This is a genomic window from Arthrobacter sp. U41 (genome assembly GCF_007679325.1).
Taxonomy (GTDB): Bacteria; Actinomycetota; Actinomycetes; order Actinomycetales; family Micrococcaceae; genus Arthrobacter.
In genome coordinates, this window is sequence record NZ_VEGI01000007.1 from 181,630 (window position 1) to 199,100 (window position 17,471).

A 17,471-nucleotide genomic window follows, 5' to 3' on the forward strand; every position below is an offset into this window, starting at 1 on the left:
GTCCCGACTGTCCTGGCGCCGGCGGTTTCCGCGGCGCCGACCGGTCAAGGATTCACGCTCAATGCCGGTGACATGCGGTTCATTCTGAAACAGATCAAGATCGCTGAGAACCACGCCACCAAGGAAGACGCCCAGGGCAACGATGTCCCGGGCGCACCGCTGATGGGCTCCGGCCCGAACCAGATTGCCAACCCGCTGCTGCCCTACGGCCTCCGCACCGTAGACGGCACGGAGAACAACCTGGTAGAGGGCCAGAATCATTTCGGGTCCGCAAGCAGGGCTTTCCCGCGCCTCTCGGATCCTGAGTGGCGTACGCCGGCTACCGGGTCGGGCTACAAGTCGGTGAATACCAACGTCACGGACGGCAACCCTCGCTTCGTCAGCAATGTGATTGTGGACCAGACGGCCACCAACCCGGCCGCTGTTGCCGCTTCCGGCAAGGCGCACCGCACGGTGAACGACAGCCCGACGGCGGTGCCCTGTGATGGTGCGGGCCTCCCTGATGGCTGTGTTGCCGAGGGTGAGACCCTGGACATCCCGAACGTCACCACCGACTTCGGGCTCTCGCCGCCCTACAACGGCATGTTCGCGTTGTTCGGGCAGTTCTTCGATCACGGCGTGGATTTCACGAAGAAGACCAAGAACTACGTCATGATGCCGCTGGCCGAGGACGATCCGCTCTACGTGCCGGGCGGGCGTACGAACTTCATGCTGCTGAACCGGTCTGAGAACCAGGCCGGTCCCGACGGGATCCTCGGCAACGCGGACGACATCCAGGACGCCACCAACACGGATTCACCGTGGGTGGACCAGAGCCAGACCTACGCGTCCCATCCCGCACACCAGGTGTTCCTGCGCGAATACACGCTGGCCGGCAACAAGCCGGTTGCCACCGGAGAACTGATCGAGGGCGAACCGGGCGGTATGGCCACCTGGGCGCACGTCGAGAAGCAGGCACGGGAGCTCTTGGGCCTGGACCTGTCCGACTATGACATCGCCGACATTCCCAAGATCGCCACCGACCAGTACGGCCGCTTCCTGCGCGGGCCCAACGGCCTCCCGCAGTACGAGACCGCCACAGGCCGGGTTGAAGGCAACCTGACCACCCCGGTGGCACCGCCGGCCAACGTCAAGCGCATCGGGATCGCCTTCCTGGACGACATCGCACACAACGCGGCACCGTTCAACTCCCAGACCGGTGCTCCGTTGACGGCCGACAGCGACAGTGACCTTAACCCGGTCACCCAGCCGCTGGCTACTGCGAATACGTACGACAACGAGCAGCTGGCGGCACACTTCATCGCCGGCGACGGACGTGTCAACGAGAACATCGGCCTGACGGCAATCCACCAGGTGTTCCACTCGGAGCACAACCGGCTGGTGGGCTACATGCAGGACCTGGTCACGACCCAGAACATCGACCTGAACGAGTGGAAGCTCCCCAACGGGGCGTGGAACGGTGAACGCCTGTTCCAGGCCGCACGCTATGTCACGGAGATGGAATACCAGCACATCGTCTTCGAGGACTTTGCGCGCAAGATCCAGCCGGCCATCAACCCGTTCAACGTGTTCACCCAGTCGGACACCGGAATCGACCCCGCGATCCACGCGGAGTTCGCCCACGCCACCTACCGGTTCGGGCACTCGATGCTGACCGAGACGATTGACCGGAAGACCAACAACGGCACCGACATCGGTATGCCGCTGCTGGATGCCTTCCTCAACCCGACGGCCTACTACGCCAGCACGGCGGGGAACCTGAACCCCAAGCAGGCGGCAGGGGCCATCGCCATGGGCATGACGGACCAGGTCGGTGCGGAACTCGACGAGTTCGTGACCGACACCCTGCGGAACAACGTCCTGGGCCTGCCCCTGGACCTTGCCTCGCTGAACCTGGCCCGCGGCCGGGACACCGGCATCCCGTCCCTGAACAACTTCCGCTCCCAGCTGTTCAAGAGCACCGGCGAGTCCTCGCTGAAGCCCTACACCAGCTGGGTGGATTTCGGCCAGAACCTGAAGCACCCGGATTCCGTGGTCAACTTCATGGCCGCCTACGGCACGCACCCGACCATCACGGCCGCAACGTCGATCGTGGACAAGCGGGCGGCTGCGCAGCGGCTGTTCGATATGGACACGGCGGACGCCGCCACACCGGCTGACTCCTTCGAGTTCGTCAACAGCACGGGCGCCTGGGAGACAGCGGCTACCGGCCTGAACAACGTCGACCTCTGGGTGGGCGGGCTCGCCGAGTACCAGAACCTCTTCGGCGGACTGCTGGGCTCAACGTTCAACTACATCTTTGAACGCCAGATGACGGACCTCCAGGACGGGGACCGCCTGTACTACCTTTCCCGCACTTCGGGCCTGAACCTGCGGACCCAGCTGGAAGGCAACTCCCTCTCCGAGCTCATCATGCGCAACACCGATGCATCGGCCCTCAAGGCTGACGTGTTCGGCGTCGCGGACTGCGAGTTCGAGATGGCCAACATCACCGCCACCACCGGCAACTCGGTGGCCGATGATCCGGCCTCGGCCTGCGACGAATCCGCGCTCCTGATGCGGATGGCGGACGGCACCATCCGTTACCGCGTCAGCAACACTGTTGACCGTGCCGGGCTCAACGCCCAGTCCACGTTCAACGGACGGGACGACGCGCTGCCCGCGAATTCCGCGGTGGAGGCAGACCGGATCTGGGGCGGCATCGACAATGACACCATCTGGGGCAACGGCGGTAACGACATCATCGAAGGCAGCGATGGCGCCGACGTCGTGCTCGGCGGTGATGGCAACGACCGGGTCACGGATTCCCATGGTGACGACGTCCTCAAGGGCGGACCCGGCAACGACGCGATCGACGCCGGACCCGGCCTGGACATCATCATGTCCGGTGAGGGCGACGACTTCTCCAACGGCGGCCTCAACGGCAACGAAACGTTCGCTGGTGAAGGCAACGACCTGGTCCTCTCCGGCGACGGACCGGACGCAGTGTTCGGCGGCGGCGGCGATGACTGGCAGGAAGGCGGAAACGCCAACGATCTGCTGCAGGGTGACAGCGGCGCACCGTTCTTCGACGACATCAACGCTCCGGGCCACGACGTCCTGATCGGTGATTCCGGTGAAGACGACTACGACGCCGAAGGCGGCGACGACGTGATGGTCGCCGGCCCCGGCATCGAACGCAACCACGGTGTCTTCGGCTTCGACTGGGTCACACACGCCCGCTCGATCGAAGCGGCCGATTCGGACATGCGCCAGATCATCGTTGACGGGCCGAACGCCCTCAAGGACCGCTTCCTCCTTGTCGAGGCCCTGTCGGGCTGGGACAAGAATGACGTGCTCCGCGGCGACGACGAGGTTCCGTCCGTTCCCAACACCGAGGTCAACGTCGAAGGCCTGACTAACACGCTGGACGCGGCAGGCATTGCGCGGATCAACGGACTGGCGGGCCTGCTGCCTGCAGGTGCCACCGAATTCGGCGCCGGCAACATCATCATCGGCGGCTCCGGCAGCGACGAGATCTGGGGCAACGGCGCCGATGACATCATCGACGGCGACAAGTGGCTCAACGTCCGGCTCAGTGTTGTTGACGACCAGGGTGCCCAGGTCAGGACCGTAACAAGCCTGACCGAGATCCAGGCCGACATCATGGCGGGCCGGATCGATCCCGGAAACGTGAAGATCGTGCGGGAGATCCTCTCCACCCCGGGCGAAGCCGATGTTGACACGGCCGCGTTCTCCGGGGCCATGGACGAGTACGACATCGCCACCGTCAACGGCGTCACCACCGTGGAGCATGTGGGCGGCAGGGCGGAAGATGGCACCGACCGGATCACCAACGTTGAGAAGCTGCGGTTCTCCGATCAGACCATCGACGTTGTCCCGGTCGTTGTCGAGGCGCCCGCTGCCCCCGCTGCCCCCACGGCAGTTGGCGGCAACACCACGGCGACGGTGAGCTTCGCGGCACCTGACGGTGCCGAGTCGATCAACATCGTGGTCCGCACCGGTACCACCGATGTCAGGACCGTCGAAGGGATCGCCGCCACGGAAACAAGCCTGGTGGTGGTGGGCCTGACCAACGGCACCGCCTACAACTTCCAGGTTGAGGCAGTCAATGCAGGTGGCACCAGCCCGCGGTCCGCGGCATCGAATGTGGTGACACCCATTGCGGCGCTCACCGGTCCGGCTGCGATAGCGACACCTCTGATCGCTGCCCGGGCAGCCATTACGCCGAAGCTGGGCGCAGCCACCGGACCGGTGGTCTGTGGCATCAAGGACGGCGGCTGCTACCAGAAGTTCCAGGGCGGCGACATCCACTGGTCGCAGGCCACCGGAGCGCAGGCAACCTACGGAGCCATCAAGACCCGTTGGGCAAGCCTCAGCTACGAGAACGGCAAGCTGGGCTACCCGACAGGTGGCGAAGTCTGCGGCATCAAGAACAACGGGTGCTACCAGAAGTTCCAGGGCGGCGACATCCACTGGACGTCGGCCACGGGGGCGCAGGCAACGTACGGAGCCATCAAGACCCGTTGGGCAAGCCTCGGCTATGAGAACGGTAAGCTGGGCTACCCGACAGGTGGCGAGGTCTGCGGCATCAAGAACAACGGGTGCTACCAGAAGTTCCAGGGCGGCGACATCCACTGGACGTCGGCCACGGGGGCGCAGGCCACCTATGGAGCCATCAAGACCCGTTGGGCAAGCCTCGGCTATGAGAACGGCAAGCTGGGCTACCCGACAGGTGGCGAGGTCTGTGGCATCAAGAACAACGGGTGCTACCAGCGGTTCCAGGGCGGCGACATCCACTGGTCGCCGGCCACCGGAGCACAGGCGACATGGGGTGCGATCCGGACCCTGTGGGGAAGCCTCGGCTATGAAAACGGCCGGCTGGGCTACCCCGTCACCGGCGAGAACTGCGGCCTGGCCGGCGGGGGGTGCACCCAGCGCTTCCAGGGCGGGAACATCAATTACACCCCCGCCAGGGGCGCGTACCTCGGCTAGCAGCACTCTCCAAGCAGCATAAAAGACAGGCCCCGGAACTTCCGGGGCCTGTCTTTGTGCGTGCCGCCGGCGTGACGGGGGCGGTAGGCTGGGAGCACCCGGGATTCTCGCGAATTTCGGCTATTCGTGTTGCCTGCATCCCCGTGATCCCTCCAGGAGCTTCCGCCATGAGCCTCAACGGCCCCTCACTCACCGGTCTGCGCCGTGTCCTCACCGAAGACCGGAATTTTGCCCGCGTCCGGGCCGAAGCCGCCCGTGGGTTCGCCGCGCGCAGCGAGGATTACCAGATCAGCGCCCCCGCCGGCCTGCGCTCGGCGCTGCTCGCTGAAATGGCGGACGGGCTAACCGCGCTAGCGGATAACACAGCAGAAAACACTGTGGATGCGGACAGCACAGCGGAGGGCAGCGGCAGCCGCCGCGCGCCGGTCGTCCTGGCAGTCACCGCCACCGGCCGCGAAGCCGAGGACCTCACCGAAGCGCTGCGCGCGTTCCTCCCCGCCGACGCCGTCGCCGAGTTCCCCAGCTGGGAGACCCTCCCGCACGAACGGCTTTCACCGCGCTCGGACACGGTGGGCCGGCGCCTGTCGGTGCTGCGCCGGCTTGCGCACCCCGAAACGTCCACGGGCGGCGCGCTGCGCGTCGTCGTGGCCCCGGTGCGCGCCGTAATGCAGCCGATAGTGGCGGGACTGGGAGAGCTGGTCCCGGTCACCCTGACAGTGGGCCAGGAGGTTCCGTTCAGCGATGTGGTCCGCAGCCTCGCGGACGCCGCCTACGCCCGGGTGGACATGGTGACCCGGCGCGGCGAATTCGCCGTCCGCGGCGGCATGCTGGATGTTTTCCCGCCCACCGAGGACCACCCTATCCGGGTGGAGTTCTTTGGCGACGAGGTGGACCAGATGCGCTGGTTCGCCGTCGCCGACCAGCGCTCGCTGACAGCGCCCGGCGTGCACCACCCCACCGAACTGCACGCCCCGCCGTGCCGCGAAATCCTCATCACCCCCTCCGTGATGTCTCGCGCAGCGACGCTGAAGTCGCAGCTTCCGGCCGCCGCGGACATGCTGGAGAAGATCGCCGGCGGCATCGCCGTGGAGGGCATGGAATCGCTGGCCCCGGTGCTGGTGGACGCCATGGTGCCGTTCCTGGACCAGTTCCCGGCCGGTTCCATGGCGGTGGTGATCGAACCGGAGAAGGTCCGGACCCGCGCCCATGACCTCGCCGCCACGAACGAGGAATTCCTCGAGGCGGCGTGGTCCACGGCGTCCGACGGCGGTACCGCGCCTCTGGACCTGGGTTCAGCGGCGTCGGCGGCCCTGCATTCGGCCAGCTTCCGCTCGCTCACCGAAACCCGCTCGGCAGCCCTCGCGCACGAGGTGTCCTGGTGGTCCATCACCTCGCTGGCCACCGACGAGGAACTGCTGCCCGACGTCGACGTCCTCAACCTCCACGCCCGCGAACCCCGCGGCTACCAGGGCGACGTCGCCGAAATGATGGACTTCATCGGCTCCCACGTGCGCGAGCAGTGGCGCATCGTCGTCGTCACCGAAGGCCCCGGCCCCGCCCAGCGCCTCGCCGAACTCTTCCACGACAACGACATCCCGTGCGCCCGGGTGGACACCCTCGACGACGAACCCCAGGCCGGGCTGATCGAGGTGACCACGGCCGCCGTCGGACGCGGTTTTGTCCTGGAGCCGCTCAAGCTGGCCCTGCTGACCGAGGCTGACCTGCTGGGCCGCACCTCCGCCGGTTCCACCAAGGACATGCGCCGGATGCCCTCGAAGCGCCGGAACGCCGTCGATCCGCTGCAGCTGGTGGCCGGGGACTCGGTGGTGCACGAACAGCACGGCATCGGCCGGTTCGTGGAGCTGATCCAGCGAAAGGTAGCTGGTGGCGGGGACGGTGTGCGCGAATACCTGGTCCTGGAATACGCGCCGTCCAAACGCGGCGCCCCGGGCGACCGGCTCTTTGTGCCCACCGACCAGCTGGACCAGGTCACCCGCTACGTCGGCGGGGACACGCCGGCGCTGAGCAAGATGGGCGGCGCGGACTGGGCCAGCACCAAGTCCAAGGCGCGCAAGGCCGTCAAGGAAATCGCCGGCGAACTCATCCGGCTGTACTCGGCCCGGATGGCCTCCCGCGGCTACGCCTTCGGCGCGGACACGCCGTGGCAGCGTGAGCTCGAGGAAGCATTCCCGTATGTGGAAACCCCGGACCAGCTGACCACCATCAACGAGGTCAAGGCGGACATGGAGCGCGAAATCCCCATGGACCGGCTGATCTCCGGCGACGTCGGCTACGGCAAGACCGAGATCGCGGTCCGGGCAGCGTTCAAAGCGGTGCAGGACGGCAAGCAGGTCGCCGTGCTGGTGCCGACCACCCTGCTGGCCCAGCAGCACTACGAGACGTTCACGGAACGGTTCTCCGGGTTCCCGCTGGTGGTCAAGCCGCTGTCCCGCTTCCAGAGCGGCAAGGAGGCCAAGGAGACCGCCGAGGGGGTCAAGGCCGGTTCCGTGGATGTGGTGATCGGCACGCACCGGCTGCTGTCCAAGGACTTCGGGTTCAAGGACCTCGGCCTGGTGATCGTGGACGAGGAGCAGCGTTTCGGCGTCGAGCACAAGGAGGCGCTGAAGAAGATGCGCACCAACGTGGACGTCCTGGCGATGAGCGCCACCCCGATCCCGCGCACCCTGGAGATGTCGCTGACCGGCATCCGCGAGACCTCCACCCTGGCCACCCCGCCGGAGGAACGGCACCCGGTGCTGACCTATGTGGGCCCGTACACGGACAAGCAGACGTCCGCCGCGATCCGCCGCGAACTCATGCGCGAGGGCCAGGTGTTCTTCGTGCACAACAGGGTCTCCACGATCGACCGCACCGCCGCGAAGATCCGGGAGCTCGTGCCGGAAGCCCGAGTGGAGGTGGCACACGGGCAGATGTCCGAGAGCCGGCTGGAGCAGATCATCGTGGACTTCTGGGAAAAGCGCTTCGACGTCCTGGTCTGCACCACCATCATCGAGACCGGACTGGACATTTCCAACGCCAACACCCTGATCGTGGACGGGGCGGACAAGTACGGGCTCTCCCAGCTGCACCAGCTGCGCGGACGCGTGGGCCGCGGCCGCGAACGCGCCTACGCCTACTTCCTGTACCCCTCGGAGAAGCCGCTGGGCGAAGTGGCGCTGGAACGGCTCAAAGCCGTGGCCACCCACAACGAGCTCGGCGCCGGGATGCAGCTGGCCATGAAGGACCTCGAGATCCGCGGTGCCGGCAACCTGCTGGGCGGCGAGCAGTCCGGCCACATCCAGGGCGTCGGCTTTGACCTCTACATCCGTCTGGTGGGCGAGGCCGTCTCGGAGTACCGGGGAGACGCTGAGGAGAAGGCCGCGGAAATGAAGATCGAGCTGCCGGTCAACGCGCACCTGCCGCACGACTACGTCCCGGGCGAACGGCTCCGCCTCGAGGCCTACCGCAAGCTCGCCTCGGCCATCAGCTACGAGGCGATCGAGGAGGTGCTCGCCGAACTCGTGGACCGCTACGGCGAACTGCCGCTGCCCGCGAAGAACCTGATCGACGTCGCCCGCTTCCGGGTGGGCGCCCGCGAAGCCGGGCTCAGTGACGTCGCGCTGCAGGGCAACTTCATCAAGTTCTCCCCGGCGCAGCTGCCGGAGTCCAAACTCATGCGGCTCACCCGGATGTACTCCGGCTCGCAGTCCAAGCCCGCCCTGGACGCGGTGCTCATCCCGAAGCCCAAGACCGCCAGGATCGGCGGCCGCGACCTGCAGGACGCCGAGATCCTCGAATGGGCCAACGGCGTCATCCGCAACATCTTCTCCGACGCCGCGGTACCCGTCTCCCCGACGGGGAGCTAACCGTTGATGGGAGGACACCACGCCGCGTCGGGAGCCGCGGCGTGGGTGGCTATTGCCTCGACGGGGCCGTACACGCTGGGCTGGTATCCGCTCGACGCGACCGGGATTGTGATCGGCGGGATGGCGACGGCGGGAACGGCCCTGGTCTGCGACTGGGACCACCGCTCCAGCACCGTGGCGCATGCGCTGCCGCCGCTGTCGAACGTGATCGCCGTCGGGATCGAAAACGTCTCCGGCGGGCACCGGCAGGGCACACACTCCCTGCTGGGTGCGGCGTTCTTTGTGCTGCTCGCGGCGCTGGCCGGGCAGTTCCAGCTGCAGACGGACTGGGGGCTGCTGTCCGTGGGCGCCGGGCTGCTGTGCATGTTCATGATCAACATCGCCGCGAAGGCCCTCAAGCTGTTCCCGAAGTACGGCTGGATCAGCAACTGGGTCTTCGCCCTCACCATGGCAGGGCTGGTGACCTGGTTCGCGCCCGATCAGTGGACCTGGCTGCCGGTCTCGATGCTGACCGGGGTTTTGGTCCACATCGTCGGGGACATGATCACCACCGGGGGAGTGCCGCTGCTGTGGCCCATCGTGATCAAGCCGCCGAAGCTGCTGCGGAAACTGCCGCTGCTCAGGAACGTCTGGAAAGCCAACGGGGCGTTCTCCATCCCGCTGCTGGGGCGTGCCGGCTCGCGGCGGGAATGGTTCGTCCTGATCCCCGTCAGCGCCTACGCGATGGTCGGTATGTTCGGCGCGGCGCTGGCGCTGGCCAAGGTGCACTGGCCCGCCGCCGTCGCCCTGGGGACCGGGCTGATCAACGGCCTGTTCGCTCTGCTGGCCGCGGCGTAGCCCTTTAGATACCCGCCTAAACGACTGAAGCCCCGGAAATCCGGGGCTTCAGTCATTTAAAGTATCTGGTGCTTAGAATTCGCCTGCGGAGTCCGAGCGGCCGGTGATGGTCTGCGGAATCCAGAAGGCCAGGGCGAACAGGCCCAGGCAGGCGGCCATCGGCCACGGGTTGCCCAGCGTCAGGAAGCTCAGCGAGTAGATGGAAGCCAGGAAGAGGACCATCATCAGGGCGAACAGGATGATGCTGGAGCCGAGGCTGTTCTCGTTCTGCGGCGTCGTGGCGGTGGTGGTCTTGCTGGACATTCATTCCTCCTCGGCCCCGTGGGGCTCAAAACTGTGGCTGCTGCCGGATAGCGGTCAGTACGCGGAGGAACCCTGTTCACCCTTGACGATCGCGATGCCGGAGCTGGCGCCAATACGTGTTGCACCTGCAGCAATCATAGCCTGTGCGTCGGCGAGCGATCGTACCCCGCCGGAGGCCTTGACGCCCAGGTCCGGGCCCACGGTGCGGCGCATCAGCGCGACGTCGTCGGCGGTGGCTCCGCCGCCGTTGAAGCCGGTAGAGGTCTTGACGAAATCGGCGCCCGCTTCCACCGCGGCTTCGCAGGCCAGCACCTTCTGGGCGTCATCCAGCAGCGCCGTTTCGATGATGACCTTCAGGATGGCGCCGCCCTCGTGCACGGCGTCGGCGACGGCGGTGATGTCATCCACCAGGGCGCCCTTGTCGTTGGCCCGGGCCGCGGCAATGTTGATCACCATGTCAACTTCCTCGGCACCGTCCAGTACGGCGCCGCGGGCCTCAAAAGCCTTGACGTCACTCGGCGTGGCGCCCAGCGGGAAGCCCACAACCGAACACGTCAGCACGCCGGATCCCTTCAGCGCCTTCTTGACCGTCTTGACCCAGACCGGGTTCACGCACACGGACTTGAAGCGGTACTCGGCCGCCTCAGCGCACACCTTCAGGACCTCGGCCTCGCTGGCTTCAGGCTTGAGCAGGGTGTGGTCGATGTAGGAGGCAATATTGCCGGTGGGTTCGGAGGTGGCGCTACGCCCGGTCGCGGCGGCTTCGTTGCTCATGGTGGTCCCTTCGTGGCTTCTCAGGTGTCTATCTTGCCACAACGGGCCTGCCGCGCCGGGACCGCCCGGAGGGCGGCCGCCAGGTCTCAGGCGGCCTCCGCGAGGGGCTCCGCCAGCCCGGCCTGGAGCAGCTGGGAGGCGCAGACAGACGCTGCGGATGAGGCAGCCACCAGCAGTCCCAGGCGGACGCCGTCGAACACGGCGGCATCCCCGATGGCCCAGATCCCCGGGACGGAGGTGCGGAAGTCGCGGCCGACCACGATCCCGCCCTGCCGGGCGGTCTTCAGCCCGGCGCTGACGGCGAGGGCGTCCCGGGCAATCGGTTCATCGGCCAGGACCACCAGATCCCCGGCCATGCTGGAGCCGTCCTCGAACACCACCCCGGCGGCCGCGAGGGCGGAGCCGGCGAGGGTGGGAACGACGGCGGCCGGCCGCTGCGTGGTGCGGATGGGGCGGACGCCGCGGGCCCGCAGCACGGCCTCGGCCTGACCGGCCGCCGTTCCGGTGCCCACCAGGATGCCCAGCGGGCGCCGGCCAAGGACCCGGGTGACGTCCTTGACGGCCTCGCCCAGCAGGGCGGCGTCGTCGATGGTGGCGTAGTTCAGGCACCGGCCTTCCCCTGCCAGCGGGGCGCCGGCGGGGGAGGACCCGGTAGCGATGACCAGCTGGTCGTAGCTGAATTCCAGGCCGTCCGCCGTCGTGACATAGCGGCTGTCCGGGTCGATATAGCTGGCCGGCTGGCCGAAGCGGACGGAGACCTGCGGGAGTGCGGCGATCTCCAGGAGCTCATCGGGCGCGTCATCCCGGTTGCTGAGCACCGTGATGCCGCCAGCGAAAGGGGTCCGGGTGAGTTCGCGGACGAGGGCCCGCGCGGCCGGACCGGCCCCGGCGATGACGATCCGGGGCCGGGCTGCGGAGTCGGTGGAGTCGGCTGAAACGGTGGAGGTGGCGGACATGGTGAGGCCCTTTCGCTGGTGGCCCGTGGTGTGGCCTGACTGCTTGATGGTCCCCAGCGTAGGCGGCTGATCTTTCCGGCGTGTTTCCCCGGTGTTGCAGGATTTTCGCCGCCCGTTCGCCAATGTTTACCGGCCAGTAATGGCGTGGGTCACACCCGGATCCGGTAGCCGCGCTTCACCACGGTTTCCACCAGCCGGCCGTCCGGCAGAGCGGAACGCAGCCGGCTGACCGTCATGTCCAGGGCATGGACGGACCCGCGGAGCTCCAGCAGCTCGGACAGCGACTCCCGGGACAGCACGGCACCGCCCGCGCCCAGCAGCGCGCGCAGCAGCAACAGCGGCGCCGGGGCCAGTTCCACGGCCTCGCCGTCGATCCGCAGCGACCGGCCACGCAGTTCCACCCGGCCCGAGGCCGTCTCCAGGCGGCGGACGTGGTTCAGGGCCAGGTGCTCCACGACCAGCCGGATCAGGGCACCCATCCGGAACCGGTCCGGGACCAGCGGCTGGAGGCCTGCATCTATGAGCGGCTGCGCCGTGATGGGGCCGACGACGGCGGTGGCCACGGTGGTCTTGAGGCTCTCCACCAGTTGTTTGTACAGGCCCATCTCGTGCGCGGTGCTCCACATCGCGTCCACCGCGGGGGCGCTGGTGAACGTCAGCACGTCCAGGTTCCCGCTGCAGGCGGCCTCGATCAGCCGCGGCAGCCGGTCCGCGCCGTCGGGCTTGACCCAGCGGTACGGCGTCACTGTCAGGACCGTTGCCCCGGACATCCGGAGGCGTTCGAGCTGCCGGACGTCGGTGTAGCCGTGCAGCTGCACGGCGACGGTCTTGCCGCGCACACCCTCGGCGAGGAGCATGTCCACCAGCGTGGCGGTGGTTTCGTCGCTGCTGATCCCGACGTCGGCCAGTCCGGCCGCGCGGACGGCGCCGCGGGCCTTGGGCCCGCGGACGAACATCCGGGTGGCGCCGAGGGTTTCCAGCAGCTGCTCGCCGATCCCGAAGGTGTCCGCAGCCTCGCACCAGCGCCGCATGCCGTAGGCGGTGGTGGCGATGCACAGCTCAGGGCGTGCGGCGATGATGGCCCGCGTGTCCTCGATCAGGCTCAGGTCCTCCTGGACCGGGGCGATCTTCAGCGCCGGGGCGTGCAGCACCTCGGCGCCGCGCCGTTCCAGGGCCTCGATCAGGTCCTGGGAGCGGCGGTGCGATGTCACGCCGATCCGGAAGCCCTCCAGCGGCAGCTCCGCGGCCTCCGGCATGGTTTCGACGGCGGTTGCGGGTACTGGTCCAGTGCCGGGCAGCGCCGGGGTGATGGCGTTGAGCGCGCTCACGGCCCTCACGCCCCCATCAGGGAAGCAGCCAGGCGGTCGAGCTCGGCTTCGGCCTCCGCGCAGCCCCGGTTGGCCTCGGCCACCCGGACGACGTCACCGATCACCAGCACGGCCGGGTTGGAGCAGTCCGCGGCCGCCGTCGTAATAGTGCCCAGCTCGGCGATCGTGGTCCGCTGGCCGGGGCGGTAGCCGCGCTCGACGACGGCCATCGGCATGTCCTCGCGCATTCCCGCCCGGCGCAGGCCGGCGGCGAGCTGGCGCAGGGTGCCGATGCCCATCAGCACCACGATCGTCCCGCCCAGCCCCGCCAGGTGCGTGTGTTCCTTGTCGGTCAGCGGGGCGTGGCCGGAGACCACGGTGAACATGTGGCTGACCTCGCGGTGCGTCACCGGGATCCCGGCCGCGGCCGGGACGGAGATGGCGCTGGTGACACCGGAGATCACCCGGACGGGAACTCCCGCCTTTACACAGGCGGCCACTTCCTCGCCGCCGCGGCCGAACACGTACGGGTCACCCCCCTTGAGCCGGACCACGTTCTTCCCGGCCAGGGCGGCTTCCACCATAAGATCCTCGATGCCGGACTGGCTGACCGGGTGGTGCCCGGGGCGTTTGCCCACATCCACCAGTTCGGCCGTGCTCAGCGCGGGCAGTTCCTGGTACGGGGCCAGCCGGTCGTAGAAGACCACGTCGGCGTCACGCAGGGCGTTGACGGCGGCGACGGTCAGCAGCTCGGAGGTGCCCGGTCCGCCGCCGACCAGGGTGACCTGGCCGGCGGGCCCGGCGGCGGGTTCCGCGGCGACCGGGATGCCGGTTTCACGGCAGCGGTCCAGCAGGGCTTCCCAGCCGGGCTGGCCGTCGTCGACCGCGGCGACCAGGAAGGGGCGCTCCGGCAGCGGACCGTCATGCCGGGCACCGGCCGGGCTGCTCAGCCGGGAGACCACGGCGCCAGCGGCCCGGTAGCGGCGGACCGCCTGGTGTGAGGCGGCGTCCGAGCCGGTGACGAGGACTTCGCGTCCGGTGAGATCGATGCTGAGCTGCATGGCTATACCTCGTTCTTGTCGAGCAGTTCCGGGGCCGTGGCACGGACCGGAATCGAAGAGCCGATCAGCACGGGTTGCTGGAGGGCCAGCGCCTTTTCTTCGGCCGTGGCCGGGCGCATCTGGCCCCGGTCGTCGGAGACGAACGTGATGGAATCGTCCTTCTGGTCCGGGGCGTTCACAAAGGAGCGGAACCGGCGCAGGCGCTCGGGATCCTTGAGGGTATCGGCCCATTCGTCGACGTAGGTGTCCACATGCTTGGCCATGGCGGCCTCGAGGTCCGCGGCGATGCCCAGGGTGTCGTGCACCACCACGTCCTCGACGTGTTTGATGCCGCCGTCGAGCTCCTCCTGCCAGCGCGCGGTGCGCTGCAGGCGGTCGGCGGTGCGGATGTAGTACATAAAGTAGCGGTCGATGTACCTGATCAGGGTTTCATCGTCGAGGTCCTTGGCCAGCAGCTGGGCGTGGGCCGGGGTGGCGCCGCCGTTACCGCCGACGTACAGGTTCCAGCCGTCCGCGGTGGCGATCACGCCCACATCCTTGCCCCGGGCCTCCGCGCATTCGCGGGCGCAGCCGGAGACGCCCATCTTCAGCTTGTGCGGGCTGCGGAGGCCGCGGTAGCGCAGTTCAAGCCGGATGGCCATGGCCACCGAGTCCTGGACCCCGAAACGGCACCACGTGGAGCCGACGCAGGACTTTACGGTGCGCAAGCTCTTGCCGTAGGCCTGGCCGGATTCAAAGCCGGCGTCCACCAGCAGCTTCCAGATTTCCGGCAGCTGCTCCAGCCGGGCGCCGAACATGTCGATCCGCTGGCCGCCGGTGATTTTGGTGTAGAGCCCGTACTGCTCGGCGACGGCGGCGATCACCCCGAGCTTCTTCGGCGTGATCTCGCCGCCGGCGATGCGCGGCACCACCGAGTAGGTCCCGTCCTTCTGCATGTTGGCCAGGGCGCGGTCGTTGGTGTCCTGCAGGGTGCCGCGGCCCGCGTCCAGGACGTAGGCGCTGTTCTGGCTGGCCAGGATGTTCGCGATGGTCGGCTTGCAGATGTCGCAGCCGGAACCGGTGCCGTACCTGGCCATGATCTCCTCGAAGGAGGTCAGCTCCAGGACCCGGATGGCGTCGAAGAGTTCCTGGCGGGACAGCGCGATGTGCTCGCAGAGGGCCTTGGAAACTTCGACGCCGGACTTGGTCAGTTCACCTTCCAGCAGCTTCTTCAGCATCGGCACGCAGGAACCGCAGCTGGTGCCGGCGCGCGTGCAGCCCTTGAGTTCGCCGAGTTCCCGGACCGGCGCGTTGCCCTCACAGGCGCCGCAGCCGTTGACGGCGTCGCGGATGCTGCCGGCGGCCACGTTGTTGCAGGAGCAGAGGATGGCGTCGTCCGGGAGTTGGGTCTCCAGCACATCGACCCCGGCGTCTCCGCCGCCGGCCGCGGTGAGGTAGGCGCCGGGTTCGGCGGCGAGTTCGCGTCCCAGCATGGGGCGCAGGGAGGTGTAGGGCGCCGCGTCGCCGACGAAAATGCCGCCCAGGAGCGTCTTGGCGTCGTCCGTGGTGACGATCTTCTGGTACACGCCGCGGGCGGGGTCGGCGTAGACGATTTCGAGTGCGTGCCCGGTCCTGGCGAAGGCGTCGCCGAAGCTGGCGACGTCGACGCCGGAGAGCTTGAGCTTGGTGGCGGTGTCAAAGCCGGGGAAGGTCGCGTCGCCGCCGTGCAGCCGGTCCGCGACAATCTCCGCCATGGTGTTGGCGGGTGCCACGAGGCCCAGGCACATGCCGCCGAAGTTGGCGACCTCGCCGATGGCCCAGATGCCGGGGACCTGTGTTTCGCAGCCGTCGGAGATGACCACGCCGCCGCGCGGACCGAGGTCGAACAGGGGTGCCGTCTCGTTGGCGGCGCGGAACAACTCGTCGCGGGGTTTGACGCCGATCGCGACGATCACCAGATCGGCGTCGATGATGCGGCCGTCGGCCATGAGCACGCCGGTGACCTGGCCGTCGTCGTCGGAGAGGACCTCGGAGGGGAACACTCCGCCGTGGACGGTGAACCCCTTGGCCTCGATCAGGCGGCCCAGGGCCTGGCCCGCGCCCTCGTCCAGCTGGGTGTTCATGAGCCAGGGGGAGCCGTTGATGACAATCGGGGTGGCGCCGAGCTGCTCGGTGCCTGCCGCGGATTCAAGGCCCAGCAGCCCGCCGCCGATGGTGACGGCGTTGACCTTGCGGCCCAGCTTCTCCGTCAGATCCGTGATGGCCTTGTTGATGGCCCGGACATCTTCCAGCGTGCGGTAGACGTGGGTGAGTTCGGAGCCGGGGATCGGCAGGCGGGCGGCGTCGGAGCCGGTAGCGACCACCAGTTCGTCGTACGGGTACACGGTGCCGGCCGCCGTGGTCACGGTCCTGCCGGCAGTGTCGATGCCGGTGACGCGCTCGCCGGTCTGCAGGGAGAGTGATTCGTGGTCCCACATCGAGGCGGTGCCCAGCGTGAGGTCGACGTCGGCGTCGGTGAGGGCTTTGCTCAGCGCGACCCGGTCGTAGGGGAGGTGCGCTTCTTCGGTGAGGACGGTGACGTGCCAGCCGTCGAGGCCCCGGGCCTGCATGGCGTCGGCGAAACGGTGGGCGGCCGGGCCGCCGCCGGCAACCACAACGCGGCGCGGTGTTGGCGTGCGCCCTGCGCCCTGGTTCTGGTGGCTTGAAGTCTGTCCGGTCACGGTGGGCCTTTCGCAGTGGCCGCAGTCGGTGCTCTGCAGCCTTCTCAATCGAGGTGTCCAGCCAGACTAGGCAAGCGCAGTTTCGCTTCAGTTTCACTTATGTTTCGTGATCTTAACTTCTGCATCACGGACGCGTTTCGGGCCGCGTGAGGTCTCTTTTACCCGCCGGACACATTCACTGCATGCCGTTGAAACACCGCGGACCTAGCTTTGGGTATGTGGCCGCAGGAGCGCCTGGGCCCGTGAGAGATGTATCGGAAAGGGGCCGGAATGACTGCCGTACTTGAGAGCGCAGCACGGAGCTTTGTGGAACACCCCAGCCATGGGACCGGCTGGCACCGCGTGTGCGCCGTGGAGGATCTGGAGCCGGCCTGGGGTGAGGCCGCGCTGATTGCCGGCCGCCAGGTGGCGTTGTTCCGCACGGTGCCCGGTGAGGTCTACGCCGTTGCCCAGGAGGATCCGGCCACCGGGGCGTACGTGATGGCCCGCGGCATTACCGGATCCCGCGGCTCCCGCCCGACGCTCGCTTCGCCGCTGCACAAGGAGGTCTATGACCTTGGGACGGGGGAGTGCCTGGGCGCCCCGGAACTCCGGCTCCAAACCTTCGGTACCCGGATTGTGGGCGGGTACATTGAGGTCGAGCTCTAGGAGCCGACGCGCCGGAAGGTACAGG

The 17,471-nt window shown here is 67.9% G+C and carries 10 protein-coding genes; 4 read left to right on the top strand and 6 right to left on the bottom strand.

Features of this window, described 5'->3' with window-relative positions:
• The first annotated feature begins 72 nt into the window (after positions 1-72).
• The 3 genes from FS787_RS17360 to FS787_RS17370 all read left to right on the top strand — a co-directional run bounded on the left by FS787_RS17360 (position 73) and on the right by FS787_RS17370 (position 9,698).
• Positions 73-4,995, top strand: a complete 4,923-nt coding sequence (locus FS787_RS17360; protein WP_260982625.1) for a peroxidase family protein — start codon at positions 73-75, stop codon at positions 4,993-4,995.
• Positions 4,996-5,162: 167 nt separating this feature from the next.
• A complete protein-coding gene (mfd, locus tag FS787_RS17365; protein WP_144674396.1) occupies positions 5,163-8,861 on the top strand; it encodes a transcription-repair coupling factor in 3,699 nt (1,232 codons plus the stop codon).
• Positions 8,862-8,867: 6 nt separating this feature from the next.
• Entirely contained in the window at positions 8,868-9,698 is an 831-nt protein-coding gene (locus tag FS787_RS17370; RefSeq protein ID WP_144674398.1) for a metal-dependent hydrolase, read from the top strand.
• A gap of 72 nt (positions 9,699-9,770) precedes the next feature.
• Here the strand turns inward: FS787_RS17370 and FS787_RS17375 are convergent, their stop codons facing one another.
• The 6 genes from FS787_RS17375 to nirB all read right to left on the bottom strand — a co-directional run bounded on the left by FS787_RS17375 (position 9,771) and on the right by nirB (position 16,798).
• Positions 9,771-10,001 (bottom strand): hypothetical protein, encoded by a 231-nt coding sequence (locus FS787_RS17375; protein WP_144674400.1) that lies wholly within the window; start codon positions 9,999-10,001, stop codon positions 9,771-9,773.
• Between the two features lie 54 nt (positions 10,002-10,055).
• On the bottom strand, positions 10,056-10,775 hold the full coding sequence (deoC, locus tag FS787_RS17380; RefSeq protein WP_144674402.1) for a deoxyribose-phosphate aldolase: 720 nt from the start codon (positions 10,773-10,775) through the stop codon (positions 10,056-10,058).
• Between the two features lie 86 nt (positions 10,776-10,861).
• Positions 10,862-11,731, bottom strand: a complete 870-nt coding sequence (locus tag FS787_RS17385) for an FAD-dependent oxidoreductase (protein ID WP_144674404.1) — start codon at positions 11,729-11,731, stop codon at positions 10,862-10,864.
• 149 nt (positions 11,732-11,880) lie between these two features.
• The gene (locus FS787_RS17390; protein WP_144674514.1) at positions 11,881-12,987 is read right to left on the bottom strand and encodes a uroporphyrinogen-III synthase; all 1,107 of its coding nucleotides are present in this window, start codon (positions 12,985-12,987) and stop codon (positions 11,881-11,883) included.
• 77 nt (positions 12,988-13,064) lie between these two features.
• Positions 13,065-14,099, bottom strand: coding sequence for a uroporphyrinogen-III C-methyltransferase (cobA, locus tag FS787_RS17395; RefSeq protein ID WP_144674406.1), 1,035 nt, complete (start codon positions 14,097-14,099; stop codon positions 13,065-13,067).
• A 2-nt stretch (positions 14,100-14,101) separates the two neighbouring features.
• Positions 14,102-16,798: a nitrite reductase large subunit NirB gene (gene nirB, locus FS787_RS17400; RefSeq protein ID WP_144674408.1), complete on the bottom strand. Its 2,697-nt coding sequence runs from the start codon at positions 16,796-16,798 to the stop codon at positions 14,102-14,104.
• Between the two features lie 270 nt (positions 16,799-17,068).
• Between nirB and nirD the strand changes: the two genes are divergently transcribed.
• Positions 17,069-17,446, top strand: coding sequence for a nitrite reductase small subunit NirD (gene nirD / locus FS787_RS17405; protein ID WP_144674411.1), 378 nt, complete (start codon positions 17,069-17,071; stop codon positions 17,444-17,446).
• Positions 17,447-17,471: the final 25 nt, after the last annotated feature.

Bases quoted from the DNA above. Each gene is read 5' to 3' on its own strand.
- FS787_RS17360 (WP_260982625.1), top strand. From the start codon at position 73: ATGCGGTTCATTCTGAAACAGATCAAGATCGCTGAGAACCACGCCACC.
- mfd (WP_144674396.1), top strand. From the start codon at position 5,163: ATGAGCCTCAACGGCCCCTCACTCACCGGTCTGCGCCGTGTCCTCACC.
- FS787_RS17370 (WP_144674398.1), top strand. From the start codon at position 8,868: ATGGGAGGACACCACGCCGCGTCGGGAGCCGCGGCGTGGGTGGCTATT.
- FS787_RS17375 (WP_144674400.1), bottom strand. From the start codon at position 10,001: ATGTCCAGCAAGACCACCACCGCCACGACGCCGCAGAACGAGAACAGC.
- deoC (WP_144674402.1), bottom strand. From the start codon at position 10,775: ATGAGCAACGAAGCCGCCGCGACCGGGCGTAGCGCCACCTCCGAACCC.
- FS787_RS17385 (WP_144674404.1), bottom strand. From the start codon at position 11,731: ATGTCCGCCACCTCCACCGTTTCAGCCGACTCCACCGACTCCGCAGCC.
- FS787_RS17390 (WP_144674514.1), bottom strand. From the start codon at position 12,987: ATGCCGGAGGCCGCGGAGCTGCCGCTGGAGGGCTTCCGGATCGGCGTG.
- cobA (WP_144674406.1), bottom strand. From the start codon at position 14,099: ATGCAGCTCAGCATCGATCTCACCGGACGCGAAGTCCTCGTCACCGGC.
- nirD (WP_144674411.1), top strand. From the start codon at position 17,069: ATGACTGCCGTACTTGAGAGCGCAGCACGGAGCTTTGTGGAACACCCC.